This window comes from Streptomyces sp. NPDC036984, from assembly GCF_055607665.1.
On record NZ_JBVJRL010000005.1, the window covers coordinates 341,178 to 363,749 of the forward strand.

Annotated in this window: 22 protein-coding genes and 2 pseudogenes; 10 read left to right on the forward strand and 14 right to left on the reverse strand. The window is 68.3% G+C overall.

What is annotated here, in order from left to right:
* Positions 1-135: 135 nt before the first annotated feature.
* The 4 genes from ACZ7DL_RS13345 to ACZ7DL_RS13360 all read right to left on the reverse strand — a co-directional run bounded on the left by ACZ7DL_RS13345 (position 136) and on the right by ACZ7DL_RS13360 (position 5,550).
* A complete protein-coding gene (locus ACZ7DL_RS13345) occupies positions 136-1,779 on the reverse strand; it encodes a glycoside hydrolase family 27 protein (RefSeq protein ID WP_470774018.1) in 1,644 nt (547 codons plus the stop codon).
* A gap of 542 nt (positions 1,780-2,321) precedes the next feature.
* Positions 2,322-3,212 (reverse strand): carbohydrate ABC transporter permease, encoded by an 891-nt coding sequence (locus tag ACZ7DL_RS13350; protein WP_470774020.1) that lies wholly within the window; start codon positions 3,210-3,212, stop codon positions 2,322-2,324.
* Positions 3,209-4,240, reverse strand: a complete 1,032-nt coding sequence (locus tag ACZ7DL_RS13355) for a carbohydrate ABC transporter permease (protein WP_470774022.1) — start codon at positions 4,238-4,240, stop codon at positions 3,209-3,211. Before ACZ7DL_RS13355 ends, ACZ7DL_RS13350 begins: the two co-directional genes overlap by 4 nt.
* Positions 4,237-5,550 (reverse strand): ABC transporter substrate-binding protein, encoded by a 1,314-nt coding sequence (locus ACZ7DL_RS13360; protein WP_470774024.1) that lies wholly within the window; start codon positions 5,548-5,550, stop codon positions 4,237-4,239. The genes ACZ7DL_RS13355 and ACZ7DL_RS13360 overlap by 4 nt, the downstream gene beginning before the upstream one ends.
* Positions 5,551-6,114: 564 nt before the next feature.
* On the opposite strand from ACZ7DL_RS13360, the gene ACZ7DL_RS13365 reads away from it, so the two are divergent.
* The gene (locus ACZ7DL_RS13365; protein WP_470774025.1) at positions 6,115-6,699 is read left to right on the forward strand and encodes an HsdM family class I SAM-dependent methyltransferase; all 585 of its coding nucleotides are present in this window, start codon (positions 6,115-6,117) and stop codon (positions 6,697-6,699) included.
* 411 nt (positions 6,700-7,110) lie between these two features.
* Here the strand turns inward: ACZ7DL_RS13365 and ACZ7DL_RS13370 are convergent, their stop codons facing one another.
* Positions 7,111-7,719 (reverse strand): TetR/AcrR family transcriptional regulator, encoded by a 609-nt coding sequence (locus tag ACZ7DL_RS13370; protein ID WP_470774027.1) that lies wholly within the window; start codon positions 7,717-7,719, stop codon positions 7,111-7,113.
* A gap of 121 nt (positions 7,720-7,840) precedes the next feature.
* On the opposite strand from ACZ7DL_RS13370, the gene ACZ7DL_RS13375 reads away from it, so the two are divergent.
* From ACZ7DL_RS13375 to ACZ7DL_RS13395, 5 genes and pseudogenes are all read left to right on the forward strand, one after another.
* Entirely contained in the window at positions 7,841-8,602 is a 762-nt protein-coding gene (locus tag ACZ7DL_RS13375; RefSeq protein WP_470774029.1) for an SDR family NAD(P)-dependent oxidoreductase, read from the forward strand.
* Positions 8,603-8,640: 38 nt separating this feature from the next.
* The gene (locus ACZ7DL_RS13380) at positions 8,641-9,048 is read left to right on the forward strand and encodes a DUF4345 family protein (protein WP_470774031.1); all 408 of its coding nucleotides are present in this window, start codon (positions 8,641-8,643) and stop codon (positions 9,046-9,048) included.
* Between the two features lie 159 nt (positions 9,049-9,207).
* Positions 9,208-9,357: a hypothetical protein gene (locus ACZ7DL_RS13385; protein ID WP_470774033.1), complete on the forward strand. Its 150-nt coding sequence runs from the start codon at positions 9,208-9,210 to the stop codon at positions 9,355-9,357.
* Positions 9,358-9,369: 12 nt separating this feature from the next.
* The gene (locus ACZ7DL_RS13390; protein ID WP_470774035.1) at positions 9,370-9,879 is read left to right on the forward strand and encodes a type 1 glutamine amidotransferase domain-containing protein; all 510 of its coding nucleotides are present in this window, start codon (positions 9,370-9,372) and stop codon (positions 9,877-9,879) included.
* 72 nt (positions 9,880-9,951) lie between these two features.
* Positions 9,952-10,170, forward strand: a pseudogene (locus ACZ7DL_RS13395) (type 1 glutamine amidotransferase domain-containing protein); the annotation flags it as partial.
* A gap of 415 nt (positions 10,171-10,585) precedes the next feature.
* Here the strand turns inward: ACZ7DL_RS13395 and ACZ7DL_RS13400 are convergent.
* Complete coding sequence (locus tag ACZ7DL_RS13400; protein WP_470774037.1) at positions 10,586-11,002, reverse strand: MarR family winged helix-turn-helix transcriptional regulator; 417 nt, start codon at positions 11,000-11,002, stop codon at positions 10,586-10,588.
* Positions 11,003-11,158: 156 nt separating this feature from the next.
* On the opposite strand from ACZ7DL_RS13400, the gene ACZ7DL_RS13405 reads away from it, so the two are divergent.
* From ACZ7DL_RS13405 to ACZ7DL_RS13415, 3 genes are all read left to right on the forward strand, one after another.
* Positions 11,159-12,697, forward strand: coding sequence for an MFS transporter (locus tag ACZ7DL_RS13405; protein WP_470774039.1), 1,539 nt, complete (start codon positions 11,159-11,161; stop codon positions 12,695-12,697).
* 142 nt (positions 12,698-12,839) lie between these two features.
* On the forward strand, positions 12,840-14,129 hold the full coding sequence (locus ACZ7DL_RS13410; protein WP_470774090.1) for an aldehyde dehydrogenase family protein: 1,290 nt from the start codon (positions 12,840-12,842) through the stop codon (positions 14,127-14,129).
* Positions 14,130-14,450: 321 nt separating this feature from the next.
* Positions 14,451-14,834: a PPOX class F420-dependent oxidoreductase gene (locus ACZ7DL_RS13415; protein WP_470774091.1), complete on the forward strand. Its 384-nt coding sequence runs from the start codon at positions 14,451-14,453 to the stop codon at positions 14,832-14,834.
* Between the two features lie 333 nt (positions 14,835-15,167).
* Here the strand turns inward: ACZ7DL_RS13415 and ACZ7DL_RS13420 are convergent.
* Positions 15,168-15,338, reverse strand: a pseudogene (locus ACZ7DL_RS13420) (ricin-type beta-trefoil lectin domain protein); the annotation flags it as partial.
* On the opposite strand from ACZ7DL_RS13420, the gene ACZ7DL_RS13425 reads away from it, so the two are divergent.
* Entirely contained in the window at positions 15,331-15,498 is a 168-nt protein-coding gene (locus ACZ7DL_RS13425; protein WP_470774092.1) for a hypothetical protein, read from the forward strand. The pseudogene ACZ7DL_RS13420 and the gene ACZ7DL_RS13425 overlap by 8 nt on opposite strands.
* 258 nt (positions 15,499-15,756) lie before the next feature.
* Here ACZ7DL_RS13425 and ACZ7DL_RS13430 read toward each other — a convergent pair whose 3' ends face one another.
* From ACZ7DL_RS13430 to ACZ7DL_RS13460, 7 genes are all read right to left on the reverse strand, one after another.
* Positions 15,757-16,083, reverse strand: a complete 327-nt coding sequence (locus ACZ7DL_RS13430; protein ID WP_470774041.1) for a hypothetical protein — start codon at positions 16,081-16,083, stop codon at positions 15,757-15,759.
* 325 nt (positions 16,084-16,408) lie between these two features.
* Complete coding sequence (locus ACZ7DL_RS13435) at positions 16,409-16,822, reverse strand: hypothetical protein (protein WP_470774043.1); 414 nt, start codon at positions 16,820-16,822, stop codon at positions 16,409-16,411.
* Positions 16,823-16,869: 47 nt separating this feature from the next.
* On the reverse strand, positions 16,870-17,250 hold the full coding sequence (locus ACZ7DL_RS13440) for a protease inhibitor I42 family protein (protein WP_470774044.1): 381 nt from the start codon (positions 17,248-17,250) through the stop codon (positions 16,870-16,872).
* A gap of 121 nt (positions 17,251-17,371) precedes the next feature.
* Entirely contained in the window at positions 17,372-18,955 is a 1,584-nt protein-coding gene (locus ACZ7DL_RS13445) for a peptidoglycan-binding protein (RefSeq protein WP_470774045.1), read from the reverse strand.
* A gap of 11 nt (positions 18,956-18,966) precedes the next feature.
* On the reverse strand, positions 18,967-19,338 hold the full coding sequence (locus ACZ7DL_RS13450; protein WP_470774046.1) for a hypothetical protein: 372 nt from the start codon (positions 19,336-19,338) through the stop codon (positions 18,967-18,969).
* 742 nt (positions 19,339-20,080) lie between these two features.
* The gene (locus ACZ7DL_RS13455) at positions 20,081-20,323 is read right to left on the reverse strand and encodes a DUF5302 domain-containing protein (RefSeq protein WP_470774047.1); all 243 of its coding nucleotides are present in this window, start codon (positions 20,321-20,323) and stop codon (positions 20,081-20,083) included.
* A gap of 211 nt (positions 20,324-20,534) precedes the next feature.
* Positions 20,535-21,950, reverse strand: a complete 1,416-nt coding sequence (locus ACZ7DL_RS13460; protein ID WP_470774048.1) for a DEAD/DEAH box helicase — start codon at positions 21,948-21,950, stop codon at positions 20,535-20,537.
* Positions 21,951-22,572 lie beyond the last annotated feature (622 nt).

Here is a 22,572-nt window from a genome sequence, read left to right on the forward strand (position 1 = left end):
CCCAACGTGTCGCACGGAGTTCATAACCGCTGAAGCCCATTGTCACTGCGCGACAGGGGCGCACAGGCCGACGTGCAAGACCCCCAGGCCCGTACGGCAGGGCCTGCAGCCGCAGCTCGTCGAGGACGCGGAGGGTCAGCGTCGGGTCCAACGCTGGTTGTCGTCGCCACCGTCGCAGTTCGCGAGGATCAACGGGGAGTCGTTGACGGTGGCGCCGCCGCCGACCTTGATGCACAGCCCTGACTGGGCTCCCTTGACGGTGCCGTCGTCCTGGAGCGTCCAATGCTGGTTCGTCTGTCCGTTGCAGTTCCATGCGATGACCCGTGTTCCGGGAGCGGTGCCCTGGCGGTAGGCGTCCAGGCACATGTCGCCGAACACCCGCAGTTCCTTGTCGGGCCAGCTCGTCCACAACTGGTTGGCAGCGCCGTGGCAGTCCCAGATGATGACTTTGGCGCCCGCCTTGGCCGCGCCGCCTTCGACATCCATGCAACGGTTGGAGCGGGCACCCACCAGTGAAGAGGTGGTACTGGTGACGGGAGTGCCGCCACTCACCTTGAACGCGGCGACTCCGTGTGCGGGAACGCCGGCGCTGATGTCGCCGGACGTGGTCGATGTGTCGCCGGTCCACAGGTCGGTCAGCGTGAACGAGTTGCCGCTCAGACCGACCTGGGATGCGGCTGTGCGGACGGTCGTGGTCGCGTCGCTGCGGTTGAACAAGCCGATCGCCACCGACCCGTCGGACAGCGGCTTGGCGAACACCTCGGTGTTCTCCTGAACGTCGTGACGCACCCTGCGTCCGCCCGCGCCCAGCGGATCCTGGTCCACCGCGATCAGCCGCGGGTTGCGCAGGATCTCGCTCACATCCGCCGGCATCGACCGGATGTCGTTGCCCGCGATGAGCGGTGAGCCCATCAACGCCCACAGCGCGAAGTGCGACCGCCACTCCTCCGGCTTCAGGCCGGAATTCCCGACTTCCAGCATGTCGGCGTCGTTCCAGTGCCCGGGCCCGGACTGTGCGGCAAGGGGTGCGTTGATGTCGACTATGCCGGTGACGTTCGACCATTGGGCCTGTATGTCCTCGGTGGTCCGCCACATGTCCGCCACCTGGCTCCAGTTGTAGGTCGCCCCGGTCTTGTCGGCGTGGTAGCTGTTCGGGTTGATGCTGTAGACGATCGGCCGGCCTGTGGCACGCAGGGCGTCGCGCATCTTGGTGAACCCGGCGACCTGGTCGGCGAGGGTGCCGTCGCCGCTGCACCAGTCGTACTTCAGGTAGTCCACACCCCACGCGGCGAACTGGCGTGCGTCCTGCGCCTCGTGTCCGAGGCTGCCGGTGGATCCGGGGTAGCGGTACTGGAGGTTCGGGTTCTCCTGTGCGCAGGTCTTGGCGCCGGGTGCTTCGTAGATGCCGAACTTCAGGCCCAGGGAGTGGATGTAGTCGCCGAGCGCCTTCATGTCGGGGAACCGTCCCGAGGCGCCCTGAAGGTTGCCCTCCGCATCGCGCTGGGGGTTGAACCAGCAGTCGTCGACCACCACGTACTGGTAACCGGCCGCCTTCATGCCCGAGTCGACCATCTTTTTGGCGGACTCGCGGACCAGCTTGTCATCGATGTTGCAGCCGAAGCTGTTCCAGGTGTTCCAGCCCATGGGCGGTGTGAGCGCGGGGCTGCCGGGTGCTGCGCTCGCCGGCTGGTGCGCCCCGGCTGCGAGGAGCGCCCCGACACTGGCGAGCGCGGCGACGGCAGAGCGCAGGAGACGTCGAGGGACAAAGGTGGGCGACATTGCCTCTCCTTCGATGGGAACAGAAGAGCGGGTGCGGTGTGCGGTGCGGAGCAGGGGACGACAACGGTCGGGGCCCTCGCCTCGGCCGCTGCGGTAGTGGGGGATGTTCGCCTGGTATGCACTCGGAACAGGGAGAGCGTCGAACCTTCAGTCGATGCGGATCGCGTACAGGTCGACGTACTGGCTCCTCAGGGTCGCTCTGTCCCAGTCAGGGACGGCTCCTCCCGTCCGACTGTGGCGAGACGGCCTGGAGAGAAGCTATGGATGCAGTCGGGGCAGGCATAGAGCGTCCAGCCAGAGGCGCTCGACCGCTCGATGTGACGCACGGGGGTGGGGGCGTCCGTCCAGCGACAGCAGCTGCAGCAATGTTGGGTCTTGATCCCGTCATCACCACCTGCCGCAGACGGCTCTCGTACGTGGATTTCCATGAGACGACCTCGACGATCTCAAGGCGCAAGTGCCGGTTCGGATTGACTGCCGGCTCCGAAGTGAGTCAGGGGGAGAGGGGAAGTGCGGCGCCCGGTCTGCGGAGGCAGAGGGTGTCAGCCCTTGTTGGCCCCCAGGGTGAGGCCGCTGACGAACTGCCGTTGGAGCGCGAAGTACACGATCAGCGTGGGGATCGCGGTGAGCAGTGCGCCGGCGGCGATCAGGTTGGGGTCGGTGAAGTACTGGCCGGAGAGGTTGTTCAGGGCCGAGGTGATCGGCATGTTCTCGCCCGTCGAGATCAGCACGAGCGCCCAGAAGAAGTCGTTGTAGATCCAGATGGACAACAGGGTCGCCAGGGCCGCCATCGCCGGTTTGCACAGCGGCAGCGTGATCTGCCAGTACAGCCGCCACACTGACGCGCCGTCGACGAGGGCGGCCTCGGTCAGCTCGTGCGGCAGCGAGCGCATGTAGTTGCTCAGCACGAACGCGCAGAACCCGGACTGGAACGCCACATGGATGAGGACCAGGCCCAGCGCGGAGTCGTACAGCTTGCCGCTCTGCGTGACGCCGGGCAGGTCCGTGAGCAGGTACAGCCGGTACAGCGGGGTGATGATGACCTGCTGCGGGAGCAGGTTGCCCGCCGTGAAGACCAGCAGCAGCGCCAGGTTGAGGCGGAAGTCGAACCGGCTGACGTAGAAGGCGACCATCGACGACAGGAGCAGCGTGAGCAGCACGGCCGGCACCGCGATCAGCAGTGTGGTGCCGAAGTAGTGCATCATGTCCGACTGCTGGAACGCGTTCGTGAAGTTGTCCAGGCTCAGCTTGTCCGGCCAGGACACATACCCCTTGGTGCTGGTCTCGCTGTACGGCCGCAGGGCCGAGAAGATCGCCCACAGCAGCGGGGCGAGCCAGGCCAGGGCCGTACCGGCGAGGAACACGTGGAGGACCAGCCGGGCAAGTCGGATCCGCCTGTAGGTGCGGGGCGGGGCGGCAGCCGAGGCGCTCACGATCGTCGTTCCTTCCGCAAGGTGCTGATCAGGTAGGGGATGATCACGGCGAGGGAGATCAGCAGCAGGACGACGGCGATGGCGGAGCCGTAACCGATGCGGCTGGACTCGCCGATGATGTTGTTGGTGACCAGGATCGAGAGCAGTTCCGTGCCCTGGGCGCCCTTGTTGAAGACGAAGACCAGGTCGAAGGCGCGCAGGGCCTCGATGATGGTGACGACCAGGACGATGCTGTTGGTGGGGCGCAGGGTGGGGAAGATGACGTTCTTGAACGTTTGCCACTCGTTCGCGCCGTCCAGGGCCGACGCCTCGCGCAGGGAGGGGTCGACGCCCTTCAGGCCGGCCAGGTAGAGGATCATCAGGTAGCCGGTGTGCCGCCAGCAGGCGGCGACCAGCACAGCCCAGAGGTTGAGCTTCGGGTCGCCGATCCAGTCGATGTAGTGGCCCGGCTTGTTGGCCCCGATGAGGCTGTTGATCAGGCCCGTGTCCGGGTTGTAGACCAGCTGCCACACGAAGCCGATGACCGCGAAGGACACCACGACGGGCAGGAAGAAGGCCGTCTGGTAGACCCGGCTGAACCGGATCTTCTTGTCCAGCTGTACCGCCAGGAACATCCCCAGCGGCATGGGCACGAGGAGCAGTACGGCCAGCCAGATGACGTTGTGCTCGACGGCGGGCCAGAACTGCGGGTTGTCGGTGAACAGTTCACGGAAGTTCTGCACTCCGACCCACTTGATGGAGTCGAAGCCGATGCCGTCCCAGGTGGTGAAGGCGAGCGCGATCGAGGCGAGGGCGGTCACCCAGACGAGGGCGACATGCAGGACGGTCGGCACGCCGGCCATGAGCCACAGGGTGACCCTGTCACGGCGGGTGAGCAGCCGCCGGTGCCCCTGGGGCACGCGTACGCGCCTGTGCCGGTCATTCGTCTTTGCTTCCGGAGGCCCCGGGGGCGGGGGCGTAGGGGTAGTCGTCGCCCCCGGGGTGCTGGTGGTTCCGGTGCTTTTACCGGTGTTCGGAGTGATGGTCATGACTCAGCGAAGATCGTCTTCTTCTGGCGCTCGATGGAGGACAGGATGCTGTCCACGCCCTTGGGGTTGCGGATGAAGTTCTGCAGCGCGGGCTGCACCACCGTGGAGGTGAAGTCCGGGCGGCTGTCGCGGTCCATGAACTGGGTGAGGCTCTTGGCGCCCGAGATCATCGCGTACGCCTTCTTCTGCAGCGGCGTATAGGAGGAGGTGGGAGCGTTGCTGGAGGCGGCGACGACGCTCGGGTCGGATGCGAGATAGAAGGACTCGGCCTGCGGGGTGCCCAGGAACTCGAGGAGCTTTACCGCACCCGCGCGGTTTTTCGGTGCCTTGGAGAGCATGAAGCCGTCGGTCGGCGCCTCGACGGTGTCCTGGCCGTAGGCGGAGTTGATCTCCGGGAAGGCGAAGAAGTCGAGGTCGTCCAGGTCGGCCTTGTTGGTGAACTGCTGCGCGACGAAGGAGCCCAGCAGGTACATGCCCGCCTTCTTCGACACCAGCGTCTGCGCGGCGTCCTGCCAGGTACGGCCGACGGCGCCGTCCTGGTGGTAGGGCAGGAGCTCGGCCCAGTGGTCGAAGACGGTCTTCACCTTGGCGTCGGTCCACGACTCCCTGCCCGCCATCAGGGACTTGTGGAACTCGTGGCCGTTGAGGCGGAAGTTGACCTGGTCGAAGGTGCCCATCGCGGGCCAGCCGTCCTTGTCCCCGAACGCGATGGGGACCAGGCCGTCCTTCTTCATCTGCTTGCACAGTGCGACGAGTTCGTCCCAGGTGGTGGGGACCTTGTAGCCGTACTGCCGGAAGACGCTCTTGCGGTAGAAGAGCGCCCACGGGTACGTGTACAGCGGCACGAAGTAGTACTTGCCGTCCTCGCCCTTGCTGAGCTGCTTCATCACGTCGGAGAAGTTCTGGCCGATGGTCTGCCACACCTCGTCGATCGGCGAGGCGAGGCCCTTGGCCGCGAAGAACTGCATGCGGTAACCCGCGAACCAGGTGAACACGTCGTCCGGCGTGCCCTGCAGATACGAGTTGATCTGCTCCTGGAACGTGTTGTGGTCCTTGGTGTTCACCGCGACCTTGATGCCGTCCTTCTTCTGGAAGGCCGCGTAGATGTCGGCGAACGCCTTCTTCGGCACCGCGTCCGAGGCGTTGGAGCCCAGGGTGACGGTCTTCGGGTCACCACCGGAACCGCTGCTGCCGGCGCAGGCACCCAGCAGGGGCACGGCCGCGCTGAGCGCTACGGCGCCGCCTGTCCCGCGCAGCAGAGTGCGGCGGCTCGGGCCGACAAGGGAGGGACCGGAGGGAGGGACTTGCATAAGAGCTCCTGGGACTGAGGACGAGCTGGCATCACGCAGCGAAACACACAGAGACGCAAGGTCGACCAGAAATCAACGGGATCGAACAACGAGCCCCATAAGACCCGTTCGGTCCGTCGAACGTCAAGGGCCGTGCGACACCTTTTGAAACTTGCGGGAAAGGAGCAGGTGGACGGGCAGAGACTCTGCGGACATCTCTCGGAAGCTGAGTAGGATTCATCTTTTACCAAGCCGCAAGACGGATGCGCGGCCTGCGACTTGGCCCAATGAATGAGCGCACCTCAGGTTCTGGCGCTCCTCGCGCTCTTATGACTTGAGGCAACCGCACGAAAGCGGCAGCCTCACCTGGACCCTCACACCTGTTGGTTTCCTTGTTCACGGCTAGGCATGGACACACGCCTGACGGTCCACTCGTCTTGCGCCAGGAGTGAGCGAACTTGTTTGACCTTGTTGACCTTCCAACTCCGTGGCGCCAGACCGGTCGATGCAGGAAGTGCTTGGGTCGGGAGGGGCGGCGTAGTCGGCCGCATCTTCCACAAGGCCCAGAACCGCCTCCGCCGCCCAGTGCACCTCCAGAACCTGATTCAACAGGTCGGGGAGGGGCTCCCGTGGTGGGACGAACGGCCGGAGTGGCGCGCCCCGGTCTTCGACGCGTTCCTCGCCCGGTGCTCTCAAGACCACCGGACCGCCGCAGGCCAGTACTTCACCCGCCGGGAGCTGATCGACGCCATCGTCGCGTGCTGCCGTCCGACCGTCGAGGACACGACCGGGGACCCGGCCGCAGGCACCGGGGGATTTCTCGTGCGGTCCTTCGAGTACATCGCCCGACACCTCCCGCCGGGCGTCCCGCCCGCCCAGCGGGAACAACTGTCACACGGCGCGATCCGCGGGACGGAACTGGTGGACGCGACGGCGCGCCTCGCCACCATGAACCTGTTCCTGCACGGCGTCGAGCGCCTCGACGGCAACCGGGCGGCCATCAGCGGCCTGGTCCCGGATGCGCCAGGGCACCGTACTGGCGAACGCCGGCAAGGCCACGGTCTTGCGCCTCCCGCTCGCTACCTTGAGTCCGTAACGGGCGAGGGCTGTGCCCGCGGGCGGAAAGTCAACAAGGCTCCGGCTCCTCCCTTGCGCCGAATTCGACGATGAGGCTTCCGGACTGTTCAACCCCCGTCTTGGCTTCGCTGCCACGAGGGGTTCGGTTGCTGCGACAGGGTTCGAAGGCGACCCCAGGAGATCAAGGAGTCGGCGAGCCCGGCCGCCGAGCCAGCAAGGCCCTCCGGGGCAGCAGTAACCGGTGAGGCTTCCCACAAGCGGGCCGATCGGTTGGCGCCCGGACGGCGAGGGGGCTATCGTCGACAAGTAGAACGACCGGTCTTCCTCCCTCGTGAGGAAGGGGGTCTGTATCGGCCTTCCCGGCCGGGCTGCCTCCAGGGCGAGATCTGCCATCAGGTCGCCGGTGCACGTCGAAGAGAGATCAAAAGTTCCGTGAAACCAATCCGCGCCCCGGCCCAGCCGGGGCACCGCACAGAGCCGCTGCCTCATGCGGCTCCGACGGGATCAGCCTCCCGACCGGATCAGCCGGACCGCGTCCAGCAGGGTCTTGTGGGCGGCCGTCGCGTCGTCCAGGTAGCCGGCGGCCATCGCGCCGTCGTACAGCATCAGCAGCGCACCGGCGGCCGACACCGGGTCGGCGTGGCCGAGCCGGGTGAGCAGGTCCTGGAAGAGGCTGCGGATCCAGTCCCGGTGGGTCGCCACCAGGCCGCGGACCGGGTGGTCGGCGTCCGGGTACTCGGCGGCCGCGTTCAGGAACGGCGATCCGCGGAAGCCACGCTCGCGGGCGTGCTCGGCGATCGCCTCGAAGATCAGGTCGATCGCTTCGGCGGGCGGGTATGCGGCGGCCAGCGGTTCGGCCACCTGCTTGTAGTAGGCGTCCTTGGTCAGCAGGTAGGCCACAACCAGGTCGTCCTTGGAGGCGAAGTGCCGGTAGAAGGTCGCCTTGGTCACCCCGGCCTCGGCGATCAACCGCTCCACGCCGATCGCGCGGACGCCCTCGTAATAGAACAGCCGCGATGCGGCCCGGACCAGGCGTTCGCGAGGCGGCAGGTCTCCTTCGACCGTGCTCTCCTGACGCTTGGCGTTGGTTGTCTTCTGCCCAGTAGTGCTCACTTCCCCATTGTGCCCGTGGCGCGGCCCTGAGTGGCCCCCGCCCTCATACGGCCTATCAGGGCCGTCACCCCCTGTCCCGTACGGCCCAAGCAACGTGGCCGCGCATCGAAAGGTTTGAACGATGACTCGTCGTCTTGAAGGAACTGTCGCCCTGGTCACCGGCGCGTCCAGCGGTATCGGCCACGCCACCGCCCTCGAGCTTGCCAGCGAGGGCGCGTCCGTGGCCCTGGTCGGCCGGCGCGAGGACCGGCTCACCGGCCTCGCCGCGGAAATCTCCAAGGCCGGCGGCAAGGCCCTGGTCGTGCCCGCCGACATCACCACCGCCGAGGCCGCCGCGGAAGCGGTCGAGCGGACCGTCGAGGGCCTGGGCCGCCTGGACACGCTGGTCAACAACGCCGGCCTCATGCTGCTCGGTCCCACCCCCGGCGCGGACCTGAACGAATGGCAGCGCATGGTCGACATCAACCTGATGGGTCTGATGTACACCAGCCACGCGGCCATCCCGCACCTGGTCAAGGCCGCCGCCGACGGGCCGCGCCGGGTCGCCGACATCGTCAACATCAGCTCGCTGAACGGCCGCAACGCCTACGCCATGATGGCCGTGTACACCGCCACCAAGTTCGGCGTCACCGGCTTCAGCGAGGCGCTGCGCCAGGAACTGGCAAAGCAGCATGTCCGTGTGTCCGTCGTCGAGCCGGGCAGCGTCGACACCGAACTGCGCAGCCATAACTCCGACGCCGTCCAGCAGCTCCTCAACGCCGGACTCGGCGACGTCGAACGGCTGCAGAGCCAGGACATCGCCGACACCGTCGGCTACATCGTCACCCGTCCCCGGCACGTGGCCGTCGCCGAACTGCTCGTACGCCCCACCGAGCAGGCCTGAGCCCGAGGCCGGGTCCACTCCGAGACAAACAAGGAGGCGTGGTAGCGGTCGGCACTCCTGTCGCAGCAGCCGGCACCATCGTCCGTGTCTGCCTGCTGTTGACCACCGCCATCGCGCTCGGAGACGGCCTGCAGCAATTGGCGCATGGAGGCCCGGCGGACGCGGACAACCTGCAACGCTTCATGACAGGCGTCTACGTCGGCTGGGCTCCCCTGTTCTTCTGGGCGGCGGCAACGATCCGTCGGCGAGGCGTGCTCGTCTACTTCCTGGCGGTTCCGATCTTCCTCGGGGGCGTCGGTCGGCTGGTCTCCTTCTCCCCGTACGGCATTCCCAGCCCAGCGGGAGTCTTCCTCGCCTCCGACCTCCTGGATTTCCTCCTCGCGATCGTCATCGTCCGGGCACCTTCCACTGCGCTCAGATCCAGACGAGCGACGGCCGCCGCCTGAGGCACCGGTCCCCGGCGGGCAGGGCAGGGGCTGTGATCGCAGCCTGGGCGTGCAGAAGCCGGTTGCGTCCAGCGCCCTTCTGCCATGCCCGGCCCAGAATATGCGTGCGACCGGCAACAAGCCGTGGGAAAAGTGAGACGGAAAAAGATACTGACGGTGGTGACCAATCAGGGCACCTACGGGGCGAGCGAGCACCGGACCGGCCTGTGGCTGGGTGAACTCGTCCATTTCTACGACAAGGCAGTGAAGACCGGCCACACCGTGGATGTGGTAAGCCCGGCGGGCGGCGAGATGCCTCTCGACCCTTGAAGCCTCGGCCGGTTGTTCGTCGACAGAACGGTTCGCACGTATCTCGACGACCCGGCCTTCATGGACGGTTCGAAATCCACCCGTCCTGTCGCCGAGGCGGATCCGGACGACTACTCCACGATCTTCTTCACGGGTGGTCACGGAACCATGTGGGACTTTCCCGACAGCGCTGACGTGCAGCGAACAGCCGACGCCATCTACGCCGGAGGCGGCATCGTCTCCTCGGTCTGCCACGGCACCTGCGCCCTCGTCAACCTCCGTGACACCGACGGGAACCCGCTCGTACAGAACCGCACCGTCACAGGCTTCGCGACGGTCGAGGAAAGACTGGCCGGCGTGAAGAGCAGGGTGCCGTTCCTCCTGGAGGACGAACTGCGCGTGAAGGGAGCCAAGTATGTGCGCTCCACCGTGCCGATGACGCCGCACGCCGTGCGTGACGGCCGCCTGATCACGGGCCAGAACCCGATGTCCACCAAGGCCGCCAGCGACTTGATTCTCGGTGCCTTGGCCGAGACCGACTGACAAGCACAGAGACTCGGGACGTCGGCATCCGCGAGGCGCCTCCCGATCAACTCAGCTCTAGGAGACCCCTCCATGTCGAAGATCCTTTTCGTGATGACCGCAGCCGACCACTGGACGCTGGCCGACGGAACCAAGCATCCGACCGGCTTCTGGGCCGAGGAGGCCGTCGTCCCGTACCAGGCGTTCACGGCGGCCGGCCACGAGATCGTCGTCGCCACGCCCGGTGGTGTCGTGCCGCCCCTGGACCAGGGCAGCCTGGCGCCGCCGTTCAACGGCGGCGAGGAGGGCGCGACGCCACGCCGTCCGCGGCCGCGCTAACAGCCGCCTGCCTACCTGACTTGGACATTCGCGCCCATCCCCGTACGAAAGGCATCTGCGAAAAGGGAGTCCAACGCTCTGCTGCGGTTGGCCCAGCGCAGCGCTTCACGGCATCTACAACCCGAGGACCGCGACATCGCGGCCAAGCGATCAAGGCGTTCGCCTGGCTCTACAGCGCGCAGTTCCCAACGCGGAGAAGAAGATCATCGGCCTTGAGGCCGAGCTGCCGGCGCATACAACCTCCCCGCCGGACACTGACCCGCTGCGGACGGCCAACCCCATCGAGTCCACCCTCACCACCGACCGCCTGCGCGTGAAGGTTACTTGCGTGGCCCCGGTCGGCGCGCCAGTCACCGCTCGATTGTTCGACAGAACAGCACCGCGCACATCAACGCGGGAAGACGACCGTCAGCAGTCGGAAGAGTTCGGCGCGCTCCTCGTCGGACAGCTGGTCCAGGCCGGTCTGCGTCTGCTCCATCCGTTCTCGGATCGTGTCGATCGCCTTCTCGCCCACCTCGGTGAGGGCGACGTTCTTCACGCGGCGGTCGGTGGTGCTGACCTCGCGCCGGACCAGATCTCGCCTTTCGAGCCGGTCGATGATCCCGGTCATGTTCGACGCGTCGCAGGCGAGGGTGTGCGCGAGCGCGCGCATCGAGGCGGGAGCGCGGCGCAGCACCGCGAGGGTCTTTGCCTGACTGGAGGTAAGGCCCGTGTCGGCGGCGGCGGCCGTGAAGTCGGCGTAGTGCGTGCTGACCGAGTGGGCGAGCAGCTCCATGAGCAGGGCCTTGGACGGGATGGACGGCATATGTCGAGCGTACCGCGAAAAGCTTGAGCACCTCAATCTTTGACATTCGCCATCTCTCCATTGTTTCATGTCCTCAAGTATCGAGTACCTCAATGGTTTGGGTCCTTGACCATCGATGCGTCCAACCTTTCGCAACCTTCCACCGGAAAGAAGACCGTGAAGTCCTCCCTTGCCACCGCGCCGGAGCGCCGCACCGGCAGCCTCAGCCTCGTCCTGGTGCTGGGCCTCGCCGCCATGGTCGTGTCGATGATGCAGACCCTGGTCATCCCGATCCTCAGCATCATCCAGAACGATCTCGGCGCCACCACGGCCCAGGTCAGCTGGGTCACCACGGCCACGCTGCTGTCGGCCGCGGTCTTCACGCCGCTGCTGGGCCGCCTCGGCGACCAGCGCGGCACGAAGCCGACCCTGCTCGGCGTGCTGGTGGTCATGGTCGCCGGATCCGTGCTCGCCGCCACCACGAGCTCCATGCTGCTGCTCATCGCGGCCCGCGTGATGCAGGGCGCCGCCACCGCGATCTTCCCGCTCGCGCTGTCCGTGCTGCGCCAAGAGGTCGAGCCCCCGCGACTGCCCGGCGCCATGGCCCTGGTCAGCGGCACGCTCGGGGTGGGCAGCGGCCTCGCCCTGGTCAGCGCCGGACTCCTGACGCAGGGTGCGCACCCCGACTACCACCAGGTCTTCTGGCTGGCCGCAGCCCTCGCCACCATCGCCCTGATCGCCGTTGCCCTCGCCGTGCCCGCGCCGCGCACCCGGACGGGCGGGCGCACCGACTGGCTCGGCGCCGCCGGCCTCGCCCTTCTGCTCGTCCTGCTCCTGCTGCCCATCTCGCAGGGCCACACCTGGGGCTGGACCTCACCGCGCACGCTCGCCCTCTTCGTCGGCGCCGCCGTCACCACGGTCCTCTGGGTCGTCGTCGAGCGCACGGTCCGCGACCCCCTGGTTGACATGAAAATGTTCGTCCACCGCCCGGTCCTGTTCACCAACATCGCCGGACTGCTCGTCGGATTCGCCATGTTTGCGCAGTTCATCGGCGTCTCCTACCTCGTCCAGACACCCGCTGAGATCGCCGGCTACGGCTTCGGCGCCTCCGTCCTGCGTGCCTCCGTCCTCTACCTGCTGCCCTCCGCCCTCGTCTCGCTCGTGGCCGCCCAGTTCGGAGGGATGCTGGTACGCCGCATCGGCGCGCGCCTCACCCTCGCCGCCGGTGCCGCCTTCGGCGTCATCGGTTTCGCGTGGCTGACCCTCGCCCACGACACCACCGCGTCGGTGATCCTGGCCGGCATGGTCGTCGGCGTTGCCATCAGCTTCGGCTACGCCGCGATGCCCGCCCTGATAGTGGCCGGCGTTCCCCACCACCAGACCGGCATCGCCAACGGCATCAACTCCATCTCCCGCTCCACCGGCAGCGCGATCGGCAGCGCGGTCATCACCTCGCTGCTCGCCTCCAAGACGCTCGACAACCTGCCCCCCGGGGTCCCCGCCCTGCCCGCCGAGAGCCAGTACACCCTGAGCTTCGCCCTCGCCGGCATGGCGTTCGCCCTCGTCATTGGTGTGGCCATGGTCGGCCTGGCAATCCGCCGCAGGTCCACCTCGCCCGCCACCGACACGGCCGCCCTGTCAGACGACAGCCAAGCCACATCCGCCCCGTCGGGCGACGGCGAACCCACGACCGCACGCACGGCCGCCACGGTCTGAGCGCACCACCTCCACGGCCGCGACTTCCCTGCAGCCGGATGCCGACCGGCTTTCCCTCCCAACCGAACAGGACACGACCGTGACCGTCACCAAGTCGGCCTTCACCCTCGACGACACCTTCACCGCCGCCGAAGCCACCGCGCTGGTGGACCGGCTGCGCGCTGCCTTCCGCACCGGCCGTACCAAGCCCCTGGCCTGGCGCCGGACACAGCTGACCCGTCTGCGCGACCTGCTCACCGACAACCGCGCGGCGATAGCCGACGCCCTCTACGCCGACCTGTGCAAGAACCGCGCCGAGGCCGACGCCATGGAGATCGACCTCACGATCGCCGAGATCGACGACTACCTGGAGCACTTGGAGGAGTGGACCGCCCCGCAATCCGCCCCGGTGACGGTGCCCGGAATACCCGGCAGCACCGCCCGCACCGAGTTCGACCCCCTGGGTGTCGCCTTGATCATCTCGGCGTGGAACTACCCGATCAATCTGCTGCTGGTGCCCGTCGCGGGCGCGCTCGCCGCCGGGAACGCGGTCGTCATCAAGCCCGCCAACTACGCCGCCCGCACCTCGGCACTGCTGGCCGAGCTGCTGCCCGCGTATCTCGACACCGACGCGACCGCGGTCGTCGAGGGCGGCGCGCCGGAGACCAGCGTGCTGCTGGAGCAGCACTTCGACCACATCTTCTACACCGGCAACGGCACGGTCGGCCGCATCGTGATGACCGCCGCCGCGAAGAACCTCACCCCCGTCGTCCTCGAACTCGGCGGCAAGTCGCCGGTGTTCGTGGACCAGGACACCGACATCGCCACGGTCGCGCAGCGCCTGGCGCAGACGAAGTTCGCCAATGCCGGACAGACCTGCGTCGCCCCCGACTACGTCCTGACCGACCCGGACACCGCGACCGAACTGCAGGCCGCCCTGGCCGTCGCGATCAAGGGGTTGTTCGGTGAGGACCCGCAGACCTCCGACGCCTACGGGCGGATCATCAACGAGCGGCACTTCGACCGGCTGTCCGCGCTGCTGGGCTCCGGCCGGACGGTCACCGGCGGGCAGACCGACCGCACAGACAAGTACATCGCCCCGACCGTGCTCGTCGATGTCCGGGCCGACGATCCCGTGATGCAGGAAGAGATCTTCGGCCCCATCCTGCCGATCCTGACCGTGGCCGACCTGGACGAGGCGATCGCGTTCATCACCGGGCGCGACAAGCCGCTCGCCCTGTATGCCTTCACCGAGAACGACACCACCAAGCGCCGCCTCGCCGCCGAGACCTCTTCGGGCGGCCTCAACTTCGGCCTGCCGATGCACCACCTCGCCGTGCCGACCCTCCCCTTCGGCGGCGTCGGCGAGAGCGGCATGGGCAACTACCACGGCCGCTACTCCATCGAGACGTTCAGCCACCGCAAGGCCGTCCTCGACGTCCCGCTGAACTGAACCATCCCCTCAGGGCGGCGGCACGCAATTCCACCTGGCGACCTCATGCGCGCGCCGCCGTCCGGCAGCCCTCGGAAGAAGGCACCCACGTGCGCGGCTTCGTGGGTGTTGCCGGTCGGCCATCGTCGTCTCCAAGTTCACCCACAGCACCGGGCCCAGCTGCTCAACAAGACCAGCAACGCGCCCACCCTCAACCAAATCGAGCTGCCTCCGCACTTCTCTCAGGACGAGAGCATGACCGCTGCCGCCGAACTGACATCGCAGTACGCCTCCCAAGAGGCCAACGGCCTCGAACGCCATAGCAAGGAGCGGAAACGCATCATGGACAACACGCTGCTGGAGCGGCTCGGCGCCGGCAAGTACATGCTGGTCACCAGCTACCGCAAGAACGGCGCCCCGGTCGCCACCCCGGTGTGGGTGGTGCGCGACGGTGACACGCTGGGCGTGCGGACCCCCGCCGACTCCTGGAAGGTCAAGCGGATCCGGGCCCGCGGCGACATCCTCGTCGGCCCCTGCGACCTGCGCGGCAACCCGACGGGCGACCAGGTCCCGGCCACCGCCGAGATCGTCGACGAGGCGACCGGCGCCCGCTACCGCTCCCTCATCGCGCGCAAGTACGGCATCCTCGGCCGCCTCATGATCCTCCACAGCCGACTCCGGGGAGGGGACAGCACTCTGGGCATCCGTGTGCGGCTCGCCTCGTAGCGGGTGACGTATCCTCGGCTCTCCGTCCGGTGAGGCTCGCCGAGGCGCTGGAAGATCGGGTGCCGCACTTCACCCACGTACCGCTGCAATTGGCCGGCGCGGACGTGCTTCCCGTAGTCGATGACCACGAGCGACGCCGCGTGCTGGGAGGGTGGAGATCTCGTCGAGGGCGAGCCCGTTGAGGTCGATGAGATGGTTCGGCCGCCGGATGCCGTCGCGTATCAGGGTGGTCAGATCGGTGACGCCGGAGAGCACCACATGGCCACGCCGCCCTCGATGTGGGCGAACACCGCCGTAGGCACCGCAGGCTGTATGCGACGGATCTCAGGTTGGGGTCCACTTCTGGTTGGTGCCGCCTGTGCAGTCCCGGATGATGACTTTGGGGCTGCTGTTTTCGGCGTCGAGGCACTTGTTCCCGTAGACGACGAGTTCACCTCGCGAGGTCTGCTGGAACGTCTGGTCGCGTCCGCCGGAGCAGTCCCACAACTGTGCCTGGGTGGAGTCCCTCGGCCCATCCGCCTCCGCACAGCTCTTCCTGCGCGCCTCCACCGACGGGGTCACGGACAACACCCACTTCTCGCAGTACGGCGCCACCGCGATGGCCGAACCGGTGCTTCACGACATCCGGGAGCAGCGCCTGTCCCTGGCCGCTTACCTGCGCTGACCGACGTCCGTCAGCGCCCCTCCCTCGGAGACATGATGAAGAACTCGCGGATCCTGATCACGACGTTACTGGTGCTCGCCCTGTCTGCTCTCGGCGTGCACACCACCTCCGCCGCCGGCCGTGTCGCGGCGCACTGCGCCGGCGCCTCCCGCGCCGCGGCCCCGGCCGGACGAGCGGCGGCCCAACCTGTCGCCGTGTGGATGGCGACTCCACCATGGCCAACCCGAGTTCCGGCCGTTGTCCGGTCGGCTGGGGCAGTCAGTTCGACGCTCTGTTCAACAGCGACGTGACCGTCAAGAACCAAGCCGTCGGAGGCCGCAGCATCCAGACCTGGCTGTACGAGCCGAACGTGAGCGGCACCAAGGGCCCCGACGGCGAGTGCCCCCTCATGTCCAACACGTACTCCTCACGCCGGCAGGCGATGCTGAACGTGAGCACCGGGATGAAGGCGGGCGACCACCTGTTCATCCAGTTCGGCATCAACGACTCCTCCTCGACCTGCCCGAAACACGTGTACAGCCTGCGCTTCTGCCCGAACAACGGCGACCACGGAGGCAGCGGGCCCCTGGGCGCCTTCTTCTGCAACGACCACACCCACTTCGAAACCTACGGCGCCCAGCGGATCGCCGGGCTCGTCGCCGGGTGCTCCAGGGCTCACGCTGACCCGCTGCCGCCCTTTCTGACGCGGCGCCAGTCACTGACACACACATGTCGTAGACCGCTTCGCGAAGGCGCCGGTGAGCAGGAGCAGGAGCAGGACCGCGAGGGCGGCCGGCCCCACCCACTCGGCGGGGACGCGCCGTGGCCGGCGGCGGGTTCGGGGGCGGGACGGGTCTTCTCCGTGAAGCCCACGATGGGCAACCGCCCGGTGGCCCCACACCCGCCGCCGTACTCGGATCGGCTCCTCAGATCACGTACTCCGGCCCCGCGCCCGGGTCAGCTGCTTCAGTTCGATGATGGTCGCGACGGCGCGCAGCCAGGTGGCCGCGGTGTCGTCGACGGCGATCCCGCCCACGAGTTCGGTGCCGGCCCGCAGCCACTCCCGTACGACGACGGCCGCCCCCCGGCGGGGCAGGGGCTCGGGCAGCTCCGCGGCACGGGCGAGTCCGCCGGCGCGCACGGTGTCGGCGAGGAAGGCGACCGAGCGCGGCTCGGTGCCGAGGCGGTCGAGGATGACGGCCGCGGCCGCGGCGCCGTCGCCGAACAGGGCGGTGCGCCGGGGACCGGGCTCGGCGGCGAGGCCGTGACGCAGCAGGACGGTGATGTCGAGCCGGGCCAGCTCGTCGTCCGTCCGGTCCGGCGGGTACGGGGCGTCGTCGTTCATGGCGGGGCCTCGGGTGTCTCGTCTCATCTGACTCGGTCCGCTGCGGCTCAGTCGACGGTGACGGTGTAGGTGATGCGTTCGGGGGCCTGGGAGGGGGTGTCCGCCCCCGTGGACGGGGTGGCGGAGGGTCCGGTCGTCTCGGGGGGCAGGGTGGAGGTGTTGCCCTGGCAGGTGGTGAACGTGCAGTGCAGCAGCGTGAACCGGGTGGTCCCCCTGCCCTTGGCCTCGAAGGTGAAGGTGAGCCGGCCGCCGGCACCGTCCACCGGCTCGTCGCCGGTGTCCGACGCGTAGTCCTGGCCGCGGCTGACCAGCACCGAGCTGTCGGGCTCGGGGTCGACCAGGTACCAGTACTCGCGGGTGGAGGCGTTCTGGTCGACGGTGAGCGTGAAGCGCTCGCCCGGCTCTGCAGTGATGCTGGTGTCCTTCACCGGGTGGCTCGTCGGGCGGCTCGCGGTGCTCGTGGAGCCGCCGGCCGGTTCGTCGGTGTCCGAGCCGCAGCCCGTGGCGAGAGCGAGGAGCGCGGCTGCCGCGATCGCGGCACCGCCCCTGCTACCGCGGAAGATAGACGCTGTACGCGTTGGGGAGATCACTGGTGGAAGCCTTGCCCATGTGGCCGTTGATGAAGTCGTCCTCGCTGACCCAGGTGGTCGAGCCCCAGGGGTTGTACACCTGAAGCATGTCACCCTCCTGGGCGATGATGGTCATCGCATGGGCGCCCTCCTTACCCGAGACGTCGACCGGCACCGGCCGCCCCTGCGCCACCGACTTCTCGACTTCGGTGAGGACCGCCCTGCGGTCGGCGGCGCTGTTCAGGTCCTGGCGTTCGTAGTCACTGCCGGTGGCACTGCCGACGGCGGAGTCGTTGATCCGTTCCTGCCCCTCGGGCCCCATGCCACCCCAGTTCTCACCGCCGTCGCCTTCGGTGTGCAGCCGGTGCTGTTCGGCCACCAGGCGCTGCTTGAAGGCGTTGGGGTCGTCCTGCTGCCCGTCGGGGCCGCCGGTGAGGTCGAGCGCGTAGAGGGGGTCGACCATGGCTCGGGACGTGACGGTGGACGAGGCCACGCAGGTACCCTCGGAGCCGTCGCCGCCCTGAATCCACCGCTGGCCGTCGAACGTGACGTAGTCCTTGTTGTTGTTCGAGCCGTCCGGCGCCTGGCCCTTGTCGTTCATGCTGTCCGCGGCGGTGACCACCGGAGTGAGGTGCCGGCGCAGCCAGTCGGGGTCCTTGCCGTGGATCTTGTCCTGGAACTTCCCGATCTCGGCGACGCTGTGGCCGGCGGCCAGGGCCTTCATCAGGTAGGCCCGCTCCTGCGGGCTGTCCGACTTCGCCAGCATCCGCTCCAAGGCCATCTCGTCGTCGAGGCTCAGCAGGTCCATACGCGTCGACGCGCGCGTCAGGTCGCCGGCCGTGAGAATCTCGTTCAGCTCGGTGTCGGCGCCCGCGACGCCGGTGTCGGCGAGCATCAGCTTGTCGACGGCGGTGAGTTCGCTGGTGTCCATCTTCCCGGCCCGTGCCTCGGCGGCCCACTTGTTCAGGTCCCGGGCCGCGACGCGGGTGGCCTCCTGCGCGTCGGAGACGGCGGCGTGCATCAGGTCGACCGCGTAGGAGCCGAAGTGCGCGGCGTTCTTGCGGTCCCACTCCTCCTCGTCGTTCTCGTGCAGGTCGTCGAAGAAACCGTCCCTGCCTCCGAGCGTCTTCTTCTGCTCCAGCAACTGTCCGCGGCCCTGCTCGTCCTTGCGCTGCGCGGCGCCGATCGCGTCGGCCAGCGTCAGCAGCACCGTCGCGCCACCCTGGAAGGCCTCGCTCATCTGGGTCACGGACCGCCCGGCGGCGTTCACCACGTCGGAGGCGAGGACACTCGTGTCGCCGACCCACACCTCCGGAAGACCCTTGCGGCCCACCCGGTCGACCTGGTCGAAGACGCTGCCGACCTGGTCGACCTGGCCGCGGTAGAGCGTTGCCAGGCCCTCCAGCACGCCTGGGTCGCCGCCCGGTTCGGGCACCGAGAGGGCGTCGTCGATCAGGTCGAGGAGCTCGTTCTTGCTCCCGGCACCGAGCATCTTCTCGGACAGCCCGGCGAGCCACGCGAGGCGGAAGGAAGGAGAGTCGAGGGGAGAGAAGAAAAACGACACCGGCCCGTTCCTCAGTAGCTCGACAGGGCCGAAGTGCGCCCGCCCCGCGTCGATGTGTCGGTGAGGCTGCTCGTGCCGCCGACGGGGACGCTGTCCGCGTGCGTCTTCACCAGGCCGTCGGTGCCGTGGTAGGTCTTCTTGGCCAACTGCACCTTGCTACCGAGCTCGTGCAACGCCGACGCCAGTGTCTCGGCCTCCGCCTCCCAGGCCTTGACGAACGCGTTCAGCGCCGACGCGGCGTCGTCGCCGCCGACATCGCCGTACGAGTAACTCGTGCGGGACTTGACGGCCGAGCTGACGCCGTCCATGTCCGTGCCGGCGGCGTCGAGTTGCTGGGCCTGGCCGGTCATGCCTGCCTTGACCTGGTAGCCGTCCGAGACCACCGCGCCTCCCCCGTATGCAATCGATCGTGACCGCGGGCAGGCTAACACCCACTGCATGTACGAAGATCACATGTCATTCGCCACGCACACCTCCTCCACATCACCCGCCCCACGGCACGCCTGGGCGCTCATCCCGGCCCGGACGATCGGCCGCAACTCGCCGTAGGCGTGCAGCACGTACGAGCCGACGCCGCGGCCCACCCCGCTCTTCCGCAGACCTCGAATCGGCGCCTCCACGGTGCGGCTGGCCGTGTTCCCGCCGACGCCGCCCGCCCGCAGCCACCGGGCTACGCGAAAGGTCGGGTCAAGTCGCCCGACCGGATGTCGTCAGTCAGGCCGTAGTCGCTGTCGTCGGCGCGAGGTACGGCCTCCAGCCCGCAGGAGCCGGTCATCCTGCGGATCGCCCCGGCCCGAATCGGCATTGCATCTCCGAGGATTCGGACGGCCCCGGTGGTGACGCCGGCTGGGATGGCCAGATGCGCCGGCGTCGCACCGGGCCGTCAGCTGCGTCCTGGCCACCGTGCAACGCCGGCGGCCGGACGTCCTGGCCGGGAATGCCAGTGCGGCGGCGCCACCGACCCGCGTCAGCCGCGGTTGGGCCATTTCCACAGGCGAAAGCCCCGGCTACGCCTCGCCCGCAACGCGCACCCGGGCAGGCGCACGTTGCGGGCCACGGCACCGGGCGCGCGAGTGGACAGCGCGCAGAGTGCCGGCAAAGCGGCCGGACCGCGGGACTGACGACTCAGCCGCCGCTCTTACGCCTGAACGACCGCTGGCTCGCAGCCGGGCCGTGCGCCGCACGCACCTTCGACGCATCCGGGTTGGCGGCGACATCGGCCGCGTCCGCCTGCGCACCGCGCTTGCGCGCCAGGGCTTCACGGAACTTGCGCTTGAGGTCGTAGTTGCCGTCGCTGTCCGGCGCCAGAGGGGACGTCTCGGGGGCAGCCGGCTCCGAACCTTCCGTAGGTACGGGCTCTGCGGTCATGGTGACCTCCTGGGTTCGGGAGTGGGCGAGCACAGCTTGTCACGCCGGGCGCAGTGCGGGGCGCCGGCAACATCATCCTGGTTCGTTTCGGCGGGTATCCCTCTCGCGGCCGAGGGCGTTCGCTTCCTGGTGGGGGCACAGGACGGGCTTCGGGCCGGGCCGAGGGATGTCGATCCCGTGGCCAGGAGATTCGGAGTAAGGGCAACGGCTCTCAGCCGTTGCGACGCACGAGGGCGGCCTTGCGGGCCTCGGCGAGCTTGCGAGCCTCGCCGGCCTTTCGGGACTTGCCGCCGGCACCGCGGGAAGGGTCCTTGCTGGTGCCGAGGCCGCGGAAGGGAGCGTTGCTGTTCTTGGGTCGGGGGACGGCGGGCCCGCCGTCGAGCGGGATGCCGGAGGGAGCCTTGGCGCCGGTGATCCGGCTCAGTTCCGCCTCGCCCGAGCGCACCTTGGTGACGGTCGGCTCGATGCCGGCTCCGGCCATCATGCGGCTCGTCTCGCGGCGCTGGCCCGCCAGCACGAGCGTGACCACGCTGCCGGACTGACCGGCGCGGGCGGTACGGCCGGCGCGGTGCACATAGTCCTTGGGGTCGGTGGGCGGGTCGACGTTGACCACGAGATCGAGGTCGTCGACGTGCAGGCCACGGGCGGCGACATCGGTCGCCACCAGAACGGTGATCTGGCCGTTCTTGAACTGCGCCAGGGTCCGTGTGCGCTGTGGCTGGGACTTGCCGCTGTGCAGGGCCCCGGCGTGCACCCCGCTGGCCCGCAGATGCCGGGTGAGCTGGTCGACGGCGTGCTTGGTGTCGAGGAACAGCAGTACGCGGCCGTCGCGGGCGGCGATCTCCGTGGTGACGGCGTAGCGGTCAGGGCCGTGGACGACCAGAACGTGGTGCTGCATCGTCGAGACCGTGCCCGCGGACGGGTCGACCGAGTGGACGACGGGGTCGTGGAGGTAGCGGTGGACCAGCTGATCGACGTCACGATCCAGAGTGGCCGAGAAGAGCATCCGCTGACCGTCGGGGTGCACCTGGTCGAGCACGTCGGCAACCTGCGGCAGAAATCCCAGGTCGCACATCTGGTCGGCCTCGTCCAGCACGGTGATCCTCACCCGTCCCAGGCGGCAGGCCTTGCGCTCGATCAGGTCGTGCAGGCGCCCGGGGGTGGCGACGACCACCTCGGCTCCCTCGCGCAGCTCGGCGACCTGCCGGCCGATCGACACGCCGCCGACGACCGTGGCCATCCGCAGCCGCAACGCCTCGGCGTACGGCGCCAGCGCCTGGGTGACCTGTTGGGCCAGCTCCCGGGTGGGCACGAGGATCAGAGCGAGGGGCTGCTTCGGTTCGGCGCGCCGCCCGGCCGTACGTGTCAGCAGCGGCAGGCCGAAGGCGAGCGTCTTGCCCGATCCGGTGCGCCCGCGCCCCAGGACGTCGCGTCCCTCCAGGGCATCGGGCAGTGTGGCGGCCTGGATCGGGAAGGGTTCGCGCACCCCGAGTGCGCTCAGTGTCCGCAGCACCTCCACCGGCAGTTCCAGGCCGGCGAAGGAGACGGCCGGGGGCAGCGCCGGAGTCGTGGCCTCGGACTGGGCGGGACCGCCGTGAGCGATGCCGGAGTCGTGGGGATGCTTCATGAACAGCCTTCCGCAGGGGGGACGTACCGAGGAAGGCCCGGCAGGATGGAACGGCCCACGCACAAGTGGAACCGAACAGGCAGAATCGCCCACCGCGACGACCACGCAAACGCATGACACTAACACAAGGCAAGGCATGACATCGCGCAGTGAGACGGGATCGCCCCTCCCGCGTCGATGACCCGACGCAGCCCGACAGCCTTCCGGTATCCGTGGTCCGAGCTCCCAGCTCACCGAGCTGCGCCGCTGCATCACCGGGGGTGATCGCCCCACACGTGCTTGCAGCAGGTCGTCCTTCTTCCCACCTCCTCACCGGTACGGGTTCGGGTGGCCAAGCAGTCCGAGGAACCGCATCGTCCGAGATCCGGGCCGTGCCCGGGCCGGCGATCCCACCGAAGCTCAGATTTGCTGTTCAGTGCCGGCGGAATCAGGCTTCTTTCCGGAGGGCCGGCGTCCAGGATGCGTGCCGCTTCGTGATACTCCCGGGCATCAGATGCCGTAGGTACTTTTTGCAGGTCAAGGGCGGTTTCCGGAGCTTACAACGATTCCCATGGCGTCCAATCCCGGGTCTGGCTGCGTCATCTCCCCGTTCCCTCTGCCCGGCCTCGAAGAGCTCCACGGC

Bases quoted from the DNA above. Each gene is read 5' to 3' on its own strand.
- ACZ7DL_RS13345 (WP_470774018.1), bottom strand. From the start codon at position 1,779: ATGTCGCCCACCTTTGTCCCTCGACGTCTCCTGCGCTCTGCCGTCGCC.
- ACZ7DL_RS13355 (WP_470774022.1), bottom strand. From the start codon at position 4,240: ATGACCATCACTCCGAACACCGGTAAAAGCACCGGAACCACCAGCACC.
- ACZ7DL_RS13360 (WP_470774024.1), bottom strand. From the start codon at position 5,550: ATGCAAGTCCCTCCCTCCGGTCCCTCCCTTGTCGGCCCGAGCCGCCGC.
- ACZ7DL_RS13375 (WP_470774029.1), top strand. From the start codon at position 7,841: ATGACTCGTCGTCTTGAAGGAACTGTCGCCCTGGTCACCGGCGCGTCC.
- ACZ7DL_RS13400 (WP_470774037.1), bottom strand. From the start codon at position 11,002: ATGCCGTCCATCCCGTCCAAGGCCCTGCTCATGGAGCTGCTCGCCCAC.
- ACZ7DL_RS13415 (WP_470774091.1), top strand. From the start codon at position 14,451: ATGGACAACACGCTGCTGGAGCGGCTCGGCGCCGGCAAGTACATGCTG.
- ACZ7DL_RS13435 (WP_470774043.1), bottom strand. From the start codon at position 16,822: ATGAACGACGACGCCCCGTACCCGCCGGACCGGACGGACGACGAGCTG.
- ACZ7DL_RS13455 (WP_470774047.1), bottom strand. From the start codon at position 20,323: ATGACCGCAGAGCCCGTACCTACGGAAGGTTCGGAGCCGGCTGCCCCC.
- ACZ7DL_RS13460 (WP_470774048.1), bottom strand. From the start codon at position 21,950: ATGAAGCATCCCCACGACTCCGGCATCGCTCACGGCGGTCCCGCCCAG.